At 39.0% G+C, this 15761-nt stretch carries 13 protein-coding genes; 5 read left to right on the top strand and 8 right to left on the bottom strand.

Going from position 1 to position 15761, the window contains the following annotated elements:
- Window positions 1–153 precede the first annotated feature (153 nt).
- From CC204_RS15840 to CC204_RS15830, 3 genes are all read right to left on the bottom strand, one after another.
- Complete coding sequence (locus CC204_RS15840) at window positions 154–1491, bottom strand: metallophosphoesterase (protein ID WP_088271045.1); 1338 nt, start codon at window positions 1489–1491, stop codon at window positions 154–156.
- Between the two features lie 125 nt (window positions 1492–1616).
- On the bottom strand, window positions 1617–1949 hold the full coding sequence (locus CC204_RS15835; RefSeq protein WP_088271044.1) for a thioredoxin family protein: 333 nt from the start codon (window positions 1947–1949) through the stop codon (window positions 1617–1619).
- Window positions 1950–2027: 78 nt separating this feature from the next.
- Window positions 2028–2792 carry a MerR family transcriptional regulator gene (locus tag CC204_RS15830; protein WP_088271043.1) on the bottom strand — a complete coding sequence of 255 codons (765 nt, stop codon included), beginning with the start codon at window positions 2790–2792 and terminating at the stop codon, window positions 2028–2030.
- Between the two features lie 101 nt (window positions 2793–2893).
- On the opposite strand from CC204_RS15830, the gene CC204_RS15825 reads away from it, so the two are divergent.
- Window positions 2894–4618 (top strand): ABC transporter ATP-binding protein, encoded by a 1725-nt coding sequence (locus tag CC204_RS15825; RefSeq protein WP_088271042.1) that lies wholly within the window; start codon window positions 2894–2896, stop codon window positions 4616–4618.
- Window positions 4619–4645: 27 nt separating this feature from the next.
- A complete protein-coding gene (locus CC204_RS15820) occupies window positions 4646–6421 on the top strand; it encodes an ABC transporter ATP-binding protein (RefSeq protein WP_088271742.1) in 1776 nt (591 codons plus the stop codon).
- Between the two features lie 74 nt (window positions 6422–6495).
- Here CC204_RS15820 and CC204_RS15815 read toward each other — a convergent pair whose 3' ends face one another.
- Window positions 6496–7134, bottom strand: coding sequence for a lactate utilization protein (locus CC204_RS15815; protein ID WP_088271041.1), 639 nt, complete (start codon window positions 7132–7134; stop codon window positions 6496–6498).
- 25 nt (window positions 7135–7159) lie between these two features.
- Window positions 7160–8317, bottom strand: coding sequence for a tRNA epoxyqueuosine(34) reductase QueG (gene queG, locus CC204_RS15810; RefSeq protein WP_088271040.1), 1158 nt, complete (start codon window positions 8315–8317; stop codon window positions 7160–7162).
- 280 nt (window positions 8318–8597) lie between these two features.
- Here queG and CC204_RS15805 point away from each other — a divergent pair, with 280 nt between their 5' ends.
- Complete coding sequence (locus CC204_RS15805; RefSeq protein WP_088271039.1) at window positions 8598–10556, top strand: MucBP domain-containing protein; 1959 nt, start codon at window positions 8598–8600, stop codon at window positions 10554–10556.
- A 139-nt stretch (window positions 10557–10695) separates the two neighbouring features.
- On the opposite strand, the gene CC204_RS15800 is transcribed toward CC204_RS15805, so the two are convergent.
- Both CC204_RS15800 and CC204_RS15795 read right to left on the bottom strand, forming a co-directional pair.
- Window positions 10696–11187, bottom strand: a complete 492-nt coding sequence (locus tag CC204_RS15800) for an LURP-one-related/scramblase family protein (RefSeq protein WP_088271038.1) — start codon at window positions 11185–11187, stop codon at window positions 10696–10698.
- A 44-nt stretch (window positions 11188–11231) separates the two neighbouring features.
- The gene (locus CC204_RS15795) at window positions 11232–12272 is read right to left on the bottom strand and encodes a zinc-binding alcohol dehydrogenase family protein (RefSeq protein ID WP_088271037.1); all 1041 of its coding nucleotides are present in this window, start codon (window positions 12270–12272) and stop codon (window positions 11232–11234) included.
- A 248-nt stretch (window positions 12273–12520) separates the two neighbouring features.
- On the opposite strand from CC204_RS15795, the gene CC204_RS15790 reads away from it, so the two are divergent.
- Entirely contained in the window at window positions 12521–13627 is a 1107-nt protein-coding gene (locus tag CC204_RS15790) for an NAD(P)/FAD-dependent oxidoreductase (RefSeq protein ID WP_088271036.1), read from the top strand.
- 51 nt (window positions 13628–13678) lie between these two features.
- On the opposite strand, the gene CC204_RS15785 is transcribed toward CC204_RS15790, so the two are convergent.
- Window positions 13679–14077, bottom strand: a complete 399-nt coding sequence (locus tag CC204_RS15785; protein WP_227011178.1) for a YbgA family protein — start codon at window positions 14075–14077, stop codon at window positions 13679–13681.
- A 196-nt stretch (window positions 14078–14273) separates the two neighbouring features.
- Here CC204_RS15785 and CC204_RS15780 point away from each other — a divergent pair, with 196 nt between their 5' ends.
- Window positions 14274–15743, top strand: coding sequence for a peptide MFS transporter (locus tag CC204_RS15780; RefSeq protein ID WP_088271035.1), 1470 nt, complete (start codon window positions 14274–14276; stop codon window positions 15741–15743).
- Window positions 15744–15761: the final 18 nt, after the last annotated feature.

The raw sequence follows: 15761 nt of genomic DNA, 5'->3' as shown, positions 1-15761 counted from the left end.
ATAAGTGTTAGTTAGTCCTACATAATCCTATAATAATCAGCTAATACAATTTTCAGCATCGTTCCCATTCCTTTTATTAGTCTGAATAAATTTTATCAACGCATAAAAAAAGACCTATATTCGTATAGAAAATAGGCCTTATAATGGGTTCATTTATTTATTCGTGTAATGATTATCCTCTTGGTTATTATCTTGTATGATCGAATCAATATATTCTTTTAGAAATTTACTATGCTTTTCGATGATTTGGTAGCCTTGTTCCTCTTTGATTTTTGCTGCTTCTTCATCTGTACAAAAATCATTGCCTGAGAAAAAGCGGACATTCATACGCCCAATAAATTCTGCGGCAGTATCAAGTTCTTGATCATCGGTCAAGCCAGCATTCAATAACTGGCTATAGCCCAATTTTTTGCCATCTTCCATAAAAAGAGTTTCAAGATACGCTGAGTAATTCTGAACTTCCGGGATCTTATTTTTCGTTTCTTTTGCCCAAGCATCTACATCATTGCTGGCTTTTTGATAGTCTAAGCGGTCTCCCTTTAGCTGCACAACTCCATATCCCTGTGGCGTGATCGAAAAAGAACTTGAGGCGATTTCTGTTAATTCATGATCGTTGATCGTCTTTGTCATGATATCCTGTGCGTGAATATGACCTGAGAATACAACTGGAACCTGATAGTCAGCTAATATTTGGTTAAATTCGTCTGCATTGTTGATCACAAAACCGTTGGACAGCATCTCATTATGAGCATAGATATTGTGATGCATGAAAACCAACGTCTTTTTCTGCGCTTGTTTTGATTTTTCCAATTGCTCTTTAGCCCATGCCATGGTTGTTCCTTTGATCGTACCACCTGTTGCTGGTCTTGTTTGCGGTTCAGTGTCTTCTGGATAAATATTTGAATCTAGAAAAAGGAAATCATAATTTTGATTGACTGCTACAGAATAGCTAAGTGACTGTTTATCATGATCTGTCGCATTTTGATAGCCAAAATCGGCAAAGATTTCTTTAAAATCAGCCGTTGTGATCGATTTTGCTCTTTCTTGCTTTTCTCCAACAAATTTTCTGGCCCAGCCATCATTGATATCATGATTTCCTGGAATCACATAAACATCGATTCCTGCAGCTTTTAATTGTGTTAGAAAATCGGCTAATTTTTCTGCACTGATTTTTTCACCATTTAACGTTAGATCCCCTGTAATAATGATCATATCTGGTTTTTTCTGAATGGCGGTTGCGACAAATGCCTGCCAGCTTTCTTTTTGATAATCCAGCTCTTTGCCGGCAGCTGTTAGTTTGATTTTTTCGAAAGCTGAACCTGAATCTGTTAAGCTCTTATCTAAATAGTGAGGATCACTCAACACCCAAAATTCGACTTCAGATTTGTTGTATAATGTCTCTTCCTGCTCTTTTTGCCCCGCAATTGAATAGATGACTGCTCCTACTATTACTAAAATGCATGCTACTAGAGCGGCAATTGTCTTTTTCATCCCCTGTTTCTCCATTCTTTCAACTATGTTCTGTTCCATTTTATCCTTTTTTAATAAAAAAAGCGCCTCTTGATTTCAATTTATTGAAATCAATTGAACGCTAATGCTATCTTTGCTGGTTATGCTTAAAGTAAACTCTCTTCAAATGTGTAAACTTTTTCTAAAGCAGCTTCCAATTTTTTAAACTGAACAAACCTGCCATCACGCAAGTATTCTTTCCCTTCTACAAAAAAGAGCAATGCCGGTGCTGAAAAGACTAAATATTCAGCTGATATTTCCTTTACTTTATCTGCTTCTACTTCTCGTAATTCAATTGCAGGATAGTTCTTTAAAAGCTCACTCAGTTTAGGCCTAAGTGCGTGACATACCGAACAATTATCTTGTGAAACGTATAAAAATGCGAGATGGTTTTCATTGATAAATGTTGTTACTTCTTGAATCGTTTGTAGTTTTTCCATTTTTGTTTCACCCTTTTTTTATTTGGCTACATCATAACACCTTGGCTTCTCTTTATCGACTTTTCTGCCTTAGCCTAGCTACATCACTTCGACCCATGCTTTGTAATAATCTGTGTAAAAACCTTCTTCATCTTCTGCAGTCATGATATACCGTCCGATCGCTCTCCCTGTTCGAAACCCTTGTTCGATCAATTTTTGTTTGATCGAGTGAAAATTATTGACTGTCGGCTCTTCAGAACGGATGGTCAATAAAAATTGTTTGTAGTTAGCTGTTTGCTTCGGTTCACTCTGCCAAATTTTCGGTTCCTCCATAAATTCACCTTCTTTAGCAGCAAAACCATAAATAATGTCCGCTTCATGTTGGGAATCGATATAAACAACTAAGCTTGAAGGGTCTTCGATATATGTTTGTAATTCATTCGGATCTTTTAAATCGATCGCAATGATCCGCTTCACATCCAGTTCGCCATCACTCAGCTCATTATCTTTTAACTCGATCAATTGCACTAACTGGCTCTTTCTACGCTTGATTCCTTGATACCGTTTCTCTAATTCAGCAAGTTCGGATGCAACTCGTTCTTGTGTTTCATCTAAAATCGACCACAATTCTTCTGGTGATTTTCGATACAAGTTTGTCATTTTATTGATAGGAATATCTAATCTTCGGTAAAAATCAATATCACTGATCGTCAATAAGTCTTCCATATCAAACATCCGATACCCATTTTCTGTATTCCTTGATGAGGTCAACAGATTCATATCGTCCCAATAGCGAATCTTGGATTTGGGGATTTTCATGATTTCAGCGACTTGTCCAACTGTCAGTAATTTTTCTTTATCCATCTGCTCACCTTCTTTCTTTTTATTATAACTAAAAAGCATTGACATTCAAGTTACTTGAAGGTGTAGAATCGTTTAGGATTGATGAAAAGGAGGAAATTACAATGAACATCATTCAATTTTTTATGAAGAAAAATGTCAAATTGATTGCTGCGACCGTATTTTTCTTGTGTCTGCAAATCATCGGGACATTAGGTGTACCGTTACTAGTCGCTCGCTTGATCGACGTCGGGATCACCAGCGGAAATGAACAAACCATCAAGTCGATCGGTATCCAAATGCTGATGATGGCCATTTTTGGTGCCCTAGCTGCTATTTTAGGAAGTTATCTTTCAGCTAAAGTTGCGGCAAAGTTCGGCTTTGAAATTCGGACGTTATTTTTTGATAAGGTTCAAGCTTTTTCAATAAAAGATGCGGATAAAGTGGGAACAGGCTCTTTACTGACCAGAATGACAAACGATATAGATAATATCCAGCAAATGATCGTATTGTTTTTACAATTGATTTTACCTGCACCGATCATTGCTGTCTTTTCTTTATATATGACATTCACTTATTCAGAAACTTTAGCGCTTGTGCCCTTAGTTGCGATTTTAGTATTCGCTTTGATCGTCTACTTATTGATGAAAAAAGGGACTCCGCTTTCTCTAGCGATCCAGCCAAAGATGGATCAGGTGATCGTTACTTTACGGGAATTTTTTACAGGTATCAACATGATTCGAGCGTTCAATAATCAAGACTATGAAGAAGAACGGACAAATAAACGTTTTTCAGAATATGCTGAAGGTATGATTCGAGTCAACCGGATTTTTTCTTTTATCACGCCGATCGCCTTTTTATTGATGGGCGTCGTTTTTTCTTCGATCCTTTGGTTCGGCGGACATTTAGTCGCAGTCGGAACGCTTCAAATCGGAACGGTCTCAGCTGTCGTCGAATATGCTTTATTAACACTTGCTTACTTGATGATCGCTGCCATGGTTTTAGTCATGATGCCTCGTTCTTTTGCATCTGTTAAACGAATCGAAGAAATCTTGAACACCAAAGAAGAGATTCGTGATAAAAAGCAACCGCAAATCATCGAAGAAAAAGAACACACAGGTACAGATTTGATCAAGGTGGAGCACGTGACATTCAACTATGAACAAGCAGATGAACCTGTTTTAGAAGATATCCATTTCACTATCCCTAGAGGAAAAACAACGGCGATCGTTGGCGGTACCGGCTCTGGGAAAAGTACTGTAGCTAAATTATTATTGAGGCTAAGTGATGTGACGCAGGGGAAAATTTTATTCGATGGGATCGATATTCGCTCATTATCTCAAGAAGAGTTGCGTTCTAGAATCAGCTATGTTCCTCAAAAGGCTTTCTTATTCAGCGGAACGATCAAGAGTAATTTAGCGATGGGACAACCTGATGCAACCGTTCAGGAAATGGATTATGCAGCAAAAATAGCACAGCTTTACGACTACGTTTCAAGTCTACCAGATGGCTACGATTCATTTGTTGCTCAAGGTGGAACGAACTTTTCTGGTGGGCAAAGACAGCGATTGTGTATTGCTCGGGCGTTGATCAAACCTGCTGATATTTATATTTTTGACGACAGCTTCTCAGCATTGGACTATAAAACGGATGCTGCCTTAAGAAAAGCCTTAAAAGAAGAAATGTCAGATAAAACATTACTGATCGTAGCGCAGCGCTTAAGTACGATCCAACAGGCAGATACGATCATCGTTTTAGATGAAGGAAAAATCGTTGGTCAAGGAACACATACAGAATTATTGTCGAGCAACCAAACCTATCAAGAGTTTGCCCGTTCACAGGGATTATAAAGGAAAGGAGTCCTTCCCATGGAAACTATGGAAAAAGTAAATAAGCAAACATTCAAACGATTCTTTCAGTTGATCAGCAAAGAGCGGCCGATATTTTTCGGCTTGATCGTCTGCAGCATGATCGGAAATGCTTTAGTGATCGCGATGCCTTTCATCATGGGGATTGCGATCGATGATTTACTCAAATTGATCAGCACATACGGAATCGGTCAAATCACCTTTGCTCAAGTAAAGGAAGCATTGCTGGTACCCGTTTTGATCTTGATCGTCTTTTCGCTCTTCAGCAGTCTCACATCCTTTATCCAAGAACGTGTGATGGCTTCTTTAAGTGAAAAAATCACCTTACGCGTGAGAAAAGAAGTCGCTAAGAAATTTAAAGCTTTGCCGATGTCCTTTTTTGATCAGCATCAGGTTGGCGATATTTTGAGCAGAACGACAACCAGTCTAAATCAGCTGTCACAAGTACTTCTGACAGGGATCAACCAATTTTTCACCTCGATTTCAACGATTGTTTTTGCTGGAGTCATGTTGTTTTATATTGATGTAAAATTAACGTTGATCGTCGTTGTACTGATTGCAGGCAGTTCTTACTTGACCGGAAAAATTGCCAATAAAAACAAAATTTTAGCAGAAAAAAGTCAAACAGAGCTAGGTATTTTAAACAATCAAACGGAAGAATTTTTATCTGGAAATCTGGTGACTAAAACGTTCAATCAGCAAGAGCAAGCCAAACAGGTCATTTTAGAGACTAATCAAAATCATTACAACGCCTTTTTAAATGCTCAGTTTATGAATTTTGCGATCTATCCGGCGATTCGTTTGATCAATCAGCTGGCATTTATCGTCAGCGGAATCTTCGGCGCCTTTTTAGTCTTACAAGGAACGATCACTATCGGTCTGCTTCAAGCTTACTTACAATATATCAATCAAATATCTGAGCCGATCTCCACCGCTTCTTATGTGATCAACTCGATCCAGGCAGCTCTTGCTGCGATCGATCGAATCTTTGAAATCCTCGATGCGAAAGAAGATGTTCCTGAAAAGGCTGTATTGAAACGAATTGAAAAACCTACAGGAAAAATTGCTTTTGAACACGTAAAGTTTGGTTATTCTGAGGAAAAAATCTTGATGAACCAAGTTGATTTTTCTGTCAAGCCAAAACAAATGATTGCAATCGTTGGTCCAACAGGTGCCGGCAAGACGACTTTAGTCAATCTATTGATGCGTTTTTACGAATTGAACGGCGGACGGATCACTTTTGATGATGTGGATATCACCGATCTTTCACGAGGAAATTTGCGGGCTTTGTTCGGCATGGTTTTACAAAATACTTGGCTGTTTGAGGGGACTGTTGCAGATAATATTGCCTACGGTCGTATGGATGCATCTCGAGAAGAAATCATCGAAGCTGCAAAGATTGCGCAATGTGATCATTTTATTCGTACTTTACCTAACGGATACGATTCAATTATTTCTAGCGAAAACGGCTCACTGTCTCAAGGGCAGCAACAGCTTTTGACGATCGCCAGAATCATTTTAGCGAACCCTCCAGTGGTTATCTTAGATGAAGCAACTTCCAGTGTGGATACACGAACAGAAGCGCATATCCAAAAAGCAATGGATGAAGTCACGAACAACAGAACCAGTTTCGTCATCGCCCATCGTCTGTCAACAATTGAAAAGGCCGATTTGATCCTAGTGATGAAAGACGGCGATATTGTAGAAAAAGGCACACACACAGAACTACTTGCACAGCCTTCACTGTATGCTTCCTTATATAATAGTCAATTTCAGGAAACGTAATTCTTAAAAAAACTGGAAAAAAGCAGCTCCATGCTATTCGGAGTTCTATGCTTTTATTCCAGTTTTTTATTCTCTTAAAATCCTGCTTCTTCTAAAATCAAAAGGATGTGGATGCGATCGGCAAGCGCGGAACGCCGAGTCAGCGAAATAATATTACAGATACATTCTTCTTTTAGACAGTCACCACAACTCCCAGTTTTAATACACGGTGTCGTTTGTAAGCCTAAGCGAAATGAATTCAATGGCGCCGTTCGTTTTCGAACCATGTCAATGGTTGTATTCAGATTGCCATATAGTTTATTGATCCCTACAAAGGCAATCACCTGATCTGGTCCATAGGTCAGGGCGGCTACTCGATTGCCAATGTTATCGATATTCACTAATATACCCTCTTCACTGATTCCATTGATACTCGTCAGATAATAATCAGCTAGTAATGATTGCTTCATCAGTTGGTGACGTTCTTCAAGATCCTTAGCTAAATCACGATCGATGATCGGCTGCGCTCTTAGATACAACGCATCGATGATGCCGACTTCGCCTAAGGTTTGTGAACCGCCAAAAGCAACGGTTTTATCTTCTTGAATCATAGACAATGCCTGTTCTTTTGCCTCCGCTAAGGTTTGACAGATCGACACACCAAAATTTCTACGGGTCAGTTTTTTGCTGATCGTCTGCGCTCGAGTTTCTTGATAAGTCTTTTGATCATTCATAGTGTGTTCCTTTCTCACGTTCTATTCATTTATTGAGAGTTTGTTCCAACTGTTCGACTGCCTTGTTTATTTCAAGAATAACGATCTCTTCCGGCTCTTTCTCTAATAACTCATGTAAAACGGCCAACCATTTTTCAGCTTCTTTATTCCCCAATCTTCCAATCGCCCAGACTGCTGTTCCTCGAATGACCGGACGTACATCTTCTTTGGCACACCTCATGATTTCCGGCAACGCACTGCGGTCGCCTAAATTTGCTAAAGCAATCAGCGCATTACGCTGCAGAGGCTTCTTTCCCCGCCATGATCCTGAAAGATGCCCGAAGGTTTCTTTGAATTCTTTGTTGGATAGATTCAGCATTGGTTTTAACTTAGGATACACCACATCAACTTCAGGCTCCATTTCTTCATGAAAATGAAAGTCTTTCCCTCGATTATAAGGGCACACCAGCTGACAAATATCACAGCCGTAGATGACATTATGCATTTTTTTACGGTATTCTTCCGGCATCATATCTTTTGTCTGTGTTTGATAAGACAAACACTTCTTGGCGTTCATGCTGCCATTACCCAACAAAGCCTGCGTCGGACATGCTGTAACACAGCGGGTACAATCACCACAGCCAAACGGAACCGGCTCATCGACCTCAAAATCAATATTCGTCACGATTTCACCAAGGTAGACAAAAGAACCAAATTCTTCTGTGATCAACAACCCATTTCGACCGATAAAACCAAGCCCAGCTCTTTGAGCGACAGCTACATCAACCAGTTCTCCCGTATCGACTTGAGGAGCAAAACGCCAATTTTCGACTTCTTCCAGTTTTTCGGCTTGAGACTGAATAAACGCGATCAACTTTGCTAACCGATCTTTCAGTACATCATGATAATCGATCCCCCACGAAGCTCTGGCAAACATTCCCCGTTTTTCATCTCTAGGAACTTTCCCGCTGATTTTTGTCGGATAAGCTAAAGCAATCGAAATGATCGTTTTCGGATTTTCAAATGTTTTTTCAGGATAGACCCGCTCTTCGATCACTTGATGTTCAAAACCGGAATTAAAGCCGCGTTCCCGTTGTTCCTTCAAAGAGTCTTCTAATTCATAAAAAGGAGCTGCAGATGCAAAACCGATTTTATCTATCCCTAAGCGCTGACTTTCTATAATAATTTTTTGTTTTAATGACATCGTTTTCTCCTCACTTTAAATCCAGACGACCAAATAAACCAAATTGTTACTTTTCGTCTACAAACACTATTAATTTAAAAAATATAAAAATTTTATCTTTTTTTAATCTTTTAGAAAACGCCAAAAACCAATTACACAGGCATTCATAACCAAAAAATCATAATTTTTCTATTTATTTTAAAAATAAAAAACAATTTTATTATATAAATATGATAAAATACTTTGATGACACTTTTTGTCGTTCACACACACTTTATCATGAATCATGGAGGAAATACATATGAAAAGAACAGATTTACATGTAAAACATAAGCAAAAGGCACTACACAAATTTTTGCTGCTTTCACTTTTAGCACCAACTCTCCTGACACCTACTTTAGTTTTTGCTGAAGACTTTACAACAGATTCTGATCAAGCAGCAACGATGCAAACGCAAACTAGTGAAGAATCAACAGAAGCTAGCAGTGAAACGACTGCTGACTTCACCGAAGCTTCTAGCGCTGAAGAACCTGCTGAAACAATACCTGTCCAAGAGGAAGAGTCTGCAATTTCACCGGAAACAGCCTCTACAACGATTTCATCAGAGGAAAACGCTCCTGCGGCAGCTACTACTTTTAGTGCTGATTCCGTGACCATTGCGGATCCGTTTTTAAAACAAGATATTTTGAAAGCTTTAGGTTTGGCAGCTGATAGCGAGTTAACACAAGCAGATATGGATAAGCTAACTTATCTTTCTGTTAGCTCAGCCCAAACGAGCAGTCTTGCCGGCTTGGAAACAGCTGTAAACTTAGCAACGATTTATATCAATACGAATAATGCGATTACTGATTTTAGTCCACTGGAAAAATTGACCGCATTAACCTATGTAACGCTTCAAACAACTAGTTTAACGAGCGCAAATTTCCCTGATTTACGTAATAGCCCGGGAATCACAAATCTTTCGTTAGGTAGTACAAGTATCGACAATGATGTCTTACCGAAAATTGCGCAATTAACAAATCTAAAACGGATCTATTTAGATTCAAATATGGCGATCACAACCATTGAACCATTAAAAGTTCTACCAAATTTAACATCACTTTCAGCTCAATTCTGTGGAATCACTGATTTTACGGTCATCAATGATTTCCCTGTGCTTTCTGACTTAGCTGCTTTCGGTCAAAATACTGGAAGAAATGACCCGCCGACAACAATCGGTCGTTCAACACTGGATTACGATGCAGACAAAGAAACATTGTTTATCCCTTTTTCAATGATGCCAAACCGAATGACAAATTTCGATGGCGTTATTCCGCCATTTACTACATCAAGCTCTGCAAGTAATACTTACTTTGATTTTAATGGTGTACAGCTGCCTTCAACTCGTTTACAGATTACCGATCAAGGCATTACAATTACAGGGGTGAGCACAGACGAGTTTACCGGCATCCATAGTTTTGAATATAATGCACGTTTGAATAACCCAGCTGGTTCTTATGCTCAACCGGACGGTTACACTTTTTATGCCATTTCTTCTGGAACTTATCTTCACCAGTTCAATGTATTGGAAGATGGTAAACCTGTAACTGTTCATTATCAAGATAACAACGGAAACGAATTACTTCCTACCGAAACATTGAATGGTTTGGTTAGTGAAACCTTTGACATTTCCAGTCCAGAAATTTCCGGATATGATTTAATTGATACGATTGGGAATCCATCAGGTGTTTTCTCTGACCAAGAGCAGGTCGTGACGTTTGTTTATAAAAAAATCCCTGATCCTATCGTTGAGGAAACGGGCCACGTGATCGTTCATTACGTCGATAGTGACAATACATCCATACAGGATGATTTTATCTTATCCGGAACAGTTGGTGATACCTTTACTACAGAAAAACTAGCCATTGAGGGCTTTACTTTCAAAGAAGTGAGAGGTAATGAAACAGGTCTCTTTACCAAAGAAGATCAAGTAGTGACTTATGTTTATACAAAAAAAGAAGGCAAACTTGATCCAGTTGTCCCTCCAACTCCTTCCGAACCAAAAGAACCTGTTGATCCAACTGGAAAAACACCAACAAAAGGTGCAAATAATCCAGCAGTAACACAACATACAACAAACGTCCTAAACAAGAGTACAACTAGCAAAACATTTCCAGCAACGGGAGATCAAACCAGCACCTCATGGGTATTGCTAGGTTTAGCGCTGATTGCTATTGTTACTATGCTAGCAAGGCTAAAAAAAGTACGACAAGAAAAATAATATTTTGTTTATTCATAAAGAAAAGAGCGGGACAAAACTAAAAATCAGTTTTGTTTCGCTCTTTAAATATGAATAAACGGCGAGAAAAAAGCAGCTCCTTCCGAAATAAACACTTTTGTCTCAGCCTCTTTCCTATTTATCAGGAGGAGCTGGAACTTGCTGCTTCTTCCTGTTTAACAAAATCGATAGCAATGACCACTAAAATGATCGCATGTTCAAGAGCCTGCTCATATATTTCAACTTCAAAGGTATCGCCCCACGTAAACCATTTTTCATTGACTGCTGCAATCCTCTCTCCATTTCGTAAAATTTCAAAATGCTTATCCCACCAATCACCTTGAATTTCAAGCTGTTCGGATTCAATTCGATATTTTGCTTTAAAAAAAGTCAATTGCTTTTCAATCACCATCTCTTCTTTCCCATCAACGGCTATAAAAAATTTAGGTAAGAAACTAAAGATCTTTTTGGTGATCGTACCAATCACCTGATCATTCAGATCCTTGATCGTAAATACTTTAGGAATCGATAGGAAACTTCCTTCGATCATATATTGATCTTCCTGATTCTCATCTTTTACCGAAAAATGACCACCTAGACTAAATACTTTTTGTTTGATATAGAGTTTTTTCACCAAACTATCTCCTTTTAGTTCTATTTTCTCACATTTGTTCTCCATTAATTTCCATTAAACGCCCCGCTGATCACTATTTTGCCTTGCGTATGACCCGATTCGACTTCGGCTGTTGCTTTTCTTAGATTATTTGCGTTGATGCCACTATCGTAGGTTTTCCAAAGAGTCGTTGTCAGCTCTCCTTGATCGATCAAGCCTGCGATCTTAGCAAGAATCTTCCCTTGACTTTCGATTTGGTAATCCGTGTCTGTTTTGGTAAACATATATTCCCAGTCGAAGCTGATCGATTTATTTTTCAAACGTCTAATATCAAGCGTTTTTTCAAATTCAACAATCGTTCCAAGATGCCCAAACGGAGTAATTAGTTCTGTCAAAAGTTCAAAATAGGGCTGGACATCAAAAAGGACAGCTGCATAATCGATCGTTTCGATTCCAATCTTGTTTAACTCTACTTTAAGATCCTCATGATAATTTAAAGGATGATCCACTCCATGGTCTTTTAACCAGTCAAATTTCGCCTGACTTGCGGTTGCATAGACTGTCATACCCGCCCATTTTGCTAACTGTGTCAAAATCGATCCTACACCGCCTGCACCGTTGATTACCAGAATCGTTTTTCCTTGATTCGCATTTTCTTCCGGAATCAGCCCAAATTTTTCAAAGAGTAATTCATAGGCTGTTAATGAAGTCAACGGTAAAGCAGCTGCGGATGCATCACTCAATGAGTCTGGCGCTAATGCTGCGATTCGCTCGTCCACACGTTGGTATTCCTGATTACTGCCTGCTCGTTTCGTCGTGCCTGCATAAAACACTCGATCACCAACCTTAAATGCGGACGCTCGACTTCCAACCTCAACCACTTCTCCGACAGCATCAAAACCTAATATCGTTAGGTACTCTGCTTTTTTTGCCTTTTGTCGTAATTTCGTATCCACTGGGTTTATGGAAACGGCTTTGACTTTCACTAAGATATCATGTGGCTCAAGTGGCTGAATCGGTGTGCGACTATCTACAAAGCTATCATCCGCTTCGATTGGAAGCCCCTCAAAAAAGCCAACTGCTTTAATTAAATCATTCTCTTTCATCTACTATTTCCTCCTTTATTCCATTCTGTTCTCTTTCAGTATGAACCTATTTAAACCAAATTTATAGGTATCTGCTCATTTATCTCAATTTCAAAAAAACCGTTCTATTAAAAATTTCTTAGGGTGGCTTGAACTGATATAATGTAAACTAGACTGAAAAAGTATCATGATTTTCACTTATCTTGCTTTTTAAGTCAGTTTAGATAAAAATATAAGATAGTCTATTCATGTTATGAAGGAGTTCTATTATGAAAAAATTAGCGATTATCGGCGGCGGGATCATCGGTTTGACCCTTGCCAACTATCTTGATTTAACAAAATATAATGTCACACTTTTTGACGATCCAACAGGGCAAGCAACGAAAGCCAGTGCAGGAATCATTTCTCCCTGGTTGTCAAAACGGCGCAACAAAAAATGGTATCATTTAGCAAAAAATGGCGCTGCCTTTTATCCTAAATTGATTCAGGACTTTTCTTTGCCTTTCTCGGTTTATCAACGATCAGGAACATTGATCCTACGTAAAGACGGAGAATTGGAGTCCTTAAGAGTCTTGGCAGAGGAACGCAAACAAGAGGCGCCGGAAATCGGTGAGATTCAATTATTGGATGCTGCAGAAGTCACGGCAAAATTGCCTTTACTAAAGGCAATTCCAGCTCTTTCGATTTCCGGCGGCGGCAAACTAGACGGGGCAAATTATCTAGAGAACATGCGACAGCACGCAGCACGCAAAAACATCACCTTACACACCGGCTCAGTCAAAATAGATCGTAAGAGAGATCACTGGCTGATTTACAAAACAGATCAGCCAGAAGCTTTTGATGCAATTGCTATTTGCGCAGGTCCTGGCTTATCTGCTTTGTTAGCTCCATTAGGTTATAAAACGGATATCCGAGCACAAAAAGGACAATTACTGTCCTTTGAGACCCCCTACAAAGATAGTGGAAATTGGCCTGTTGCTATGTTGGATGGTGAAAGTGACTTGATTCCTTTTGAAAATGGAAAAATCCTGATCGGCGCGACACATGAAAATACCGCTGGTTTTGATTTAAATCCAACCGAAGAAGCCTTCATTCAGCTGAAACAAAAATCATTGCCCTTTCTATCCTCTCAGACCTTTTTTGAGGATCATGCATCTTCCTATCGTATTGGTACCAGAGCTTATACTTCAGATTTTGCTCCATTTTTCAATTGTCTGCTGGATGATCCAACTGCAGTTGTCGCTAGCGGCTTAGGTTCCTCTGGTTTGACAACAGGTCCTTATATAGGGTTTCTCTTGGCTCAGTATTTTAATAGCGATTCACAGAATTGGCTGGATTTTCAAAAACCGATCAGTACTTATATTTCAAGAGAATAGTAAAAAAAGTGAGGATGGATATGTAATATTACATTTCATCTTCACTTTTTTCTATGGGAAAAAGAGTTTTGAGTTCCGTAAATAAGGGGCATCATAGGTTAGAATCATCTCTTTCAAAAACAGCCAAAGCTGATCATCTTCTAAAGAAAAATCATCCAGCAATTGTCTATATTTTTTTCGCTCCTCAACTGTCGCCTGTTTTTTAAAATAGCCCCATACATGCTGATAAGCATTCAATTTACTTCCTTTATCATCAGGCAGATTCAGTGCATGCTGAAGGTACGATTGAAACAAGGCTTCTTTTTCTTTATTCCACTCTTTTCCAGACACTAATTTTCGAATCGCCTTATAGTCATTTTGTGATTTTGATAAAATCAAATATTTCAAAGCTGCCCACTCTTGTTGCTTTTTGGTTATTTCTTTCAATCGATCACGTTCTTTCTTTTGCATTAATTTAGGTTATTCGGTATCTTTTAGGATAGATTATGAAAATAAAATGATATATGAACACATTTTTTTTATAGCTTAATCATGAAAATCTATGAAAATTAAAAGAGTAACGGTTTACAATGTAGGGTGGATAGTTTTCAGAAAATCTAGCTTAAATAAATTTTCTGAATATTAAAAAGAATTGAGGTTATTTTCTATGAATGAACAGCAGCTAGACAAATCTTTTCTAGGACAACCTAAAGGGCTATCAACACTTTTCTTTACAGAGATGTGGGAAAGATTTAGTTACTATGGCATGCGGGCAATTTTACTCTACTATATTTATGACACAGTCGCAAACGGCGGGCTCGGCTTACCAAAAGAAATGGCCTTAGCAATCATGTCGATTTATGGGTCGCTTGTGTTTATGTCCAGTATCGTTGGCGGATGGATTTCTGACCGAGTCTTAGGCGCTAGAAAAACGGTTTTCTTTGGCGGATTATTTATTATGGTCGGTCACATTGTATTAGCGACGCCTTTTGGGGTTGCCGCATTATTTCTATCGATCCTTTTGATCGTGATCGGAACTGGGATGTTAAAACCAAATGTTTCCGGTATGGTCGGTCATCTCTACTCAACAACAGATACAAGGCGGGACGCTGGGTTTTCGATTTTTTATATGGGCATCAATATTGGTGCGTTGATTGCACCGTTTGTCGTTGGAACACTAGGTCAAACGTATAATTATCATATCGGTTTCTCTGTCGCAGCTTTTGGGATGTTCTTTGGTTTACTGCAATACCACTTCCAAGGGAAAAAATCTCTATCGAACATTGGCTTAGCACCAACAAATCCGATGGATGCTGAAGAACGCAAAAAATTCATGCGTTCTTTCCTGATTGCTTTAGTTGTAGCTGTTTTGATCTTCGGCAGTGCTTTTATCTTAGGTCGTTTAACGATCGCTTTTTTCATCAATATCGTTAGTATTATCGGGATTTTACTGCCAGCCTATTACTTTATCAAAATGCTGACATCAAAAGATGTGACTGATGAAGAAAAACCACGTGTGTTAGGCTACATTCCATTATTCTTAGCCGGTATCGTTTTCTGGTCACTGGAAGAACAAGGCTCTTCGATCTTAGCTTTATTCGCAAATGAACGAACACACGATACCTTGTTCGGGTTTTCAATTGCTCCAAGCTGGTTCCAATCACTGAATCCAATTTTCGTTGTTGTGTTGACACCGATTTTTGTTGCTTTATGGACTCGTTTGGGTAAAAGACAACCTTCGACCGTAGTGAAATTCTCACTAGGTTTGGTGTTCGCTGGTCTTTCTTTTGTCCTATTGATGCTTCCAGGCCTATTATATGGAACCGAAGGACGTGTCAGTCCTTTATGGCTATTCTTTAGTTTCTTCATCATGATCGTAGGAGAAATGTGTATTTCCCCTGTTGGCCTATCGATCACAACAAAATTAGCGCCGAAAGCCTTCGAATCACAAACGGTTGCCATTTGGCTTTTAGCTGATGCAGCCTCACAAGCGATCAATGCTCAAATTGCTCGCTTTTACACACCACAAACCGAGTCTGCTTATTTCGGGATCGTCGGAATTGTCGCTGTGATTGCAGGTGTGATCCTCATGCTCTGCAAAAATCCAATCAAAAAATTGATGGGCTCCGTCCGTTAAAAATAAAAACGGGACTGT

Source organism: Enterococcus wangshanyuanii (genome assembly GCF_002197645.1).
GTDB lineage: Bacteria > Bacillota > Bacilli > Lactobacillales > Enterococcaceae > Enterococcus_L > Enterococcus_L wangshanyuanii.
The sequence above is the reverse complement of the archived record's forward strand: the minus strand, read 5'-3'. Positions and strand labels throughout refer to the sequence as shown.

Coding starts and splice junctions, on each gene's coding strand:
- CC204_RS15780 (WP_088271035.1), top strand. CDS start 14,274: ATGAATGAACAGCAGCTAGACAAATCTTTTCTAGGACAACCTAAAGGG.
- CC204_RS15840 (WP_088271045.1), bottom strand. CDS start 1,491: ATGAAAAAGACAATTGCCGCTCTAGTAGCATGCATTTTAGTAATAGTA.
- CC204_RS15805 (WP_088271039.1), top strand. CDS start 8,598: ATGAAAAGAACAGATTTACATGTAAAACATAAGCAAAAGGCACTACAC.
- CC204_RS15795 (WP_088271037.1), bottom strand. CDS start 12,272: ATGAAAGAGAATGATTTAATTAAAGCAGTTGGCTTTTTTGAGGGGCTT.
- CC204_RS15815 (WP_088271041.1), bottom strand. CDS start 7,134: ATGAATGATCAAAAGACTTATCAAGAAACTCGAGCGCAGACGATCAGC.
- CC204_RS15830 (WP_088271043.1), bottom strand. CDS start 2,792: ATGGATAAAGAAAAATTACTGACAGTTGGACAAGTCGCTGAAATCATG.
- CC204_RS15820 (WP_088271742.1), top strand. CDS start 4,646: ATGGAAAAAGTAAATAAGCAAACATTCAAACGATTCTTTCAGTTGATC.
- CC204_RS15785 (WP_227011178.1), bottom strand. CDS start 14,077: ATGCAAAAGAAAGAACGTGATCGATTGAAAGAAATAACCAAAAAGCAA.
- CC204_RS15790 (WP_088271036.1), top strand. CDS start 12,521: ATGAAAAAATTAGCGATTATCGGCGGCGGGATCATCGGTTTGACCCTT.
- CC204_RS15825 (WP_088271042.1), top strand. CDS start 2,894: ATGAACATCATTCAATTTTTTATGAAGAAAAATGTCAAATTGATTGCT.
- CC204_RS15835 (WP_088271044.1), bottom strand. CDS start 1,949: ATGGAAAAACTACAAACGATTCAAGAAGTAACAACATTTATCAATGAA.
- queG (WP_088271040.1), bottom strand. CDS start 8,317: ATGTCATTAAAACAAAAAATTATTATAGAAAGTCAGCGCTTAGGGATA.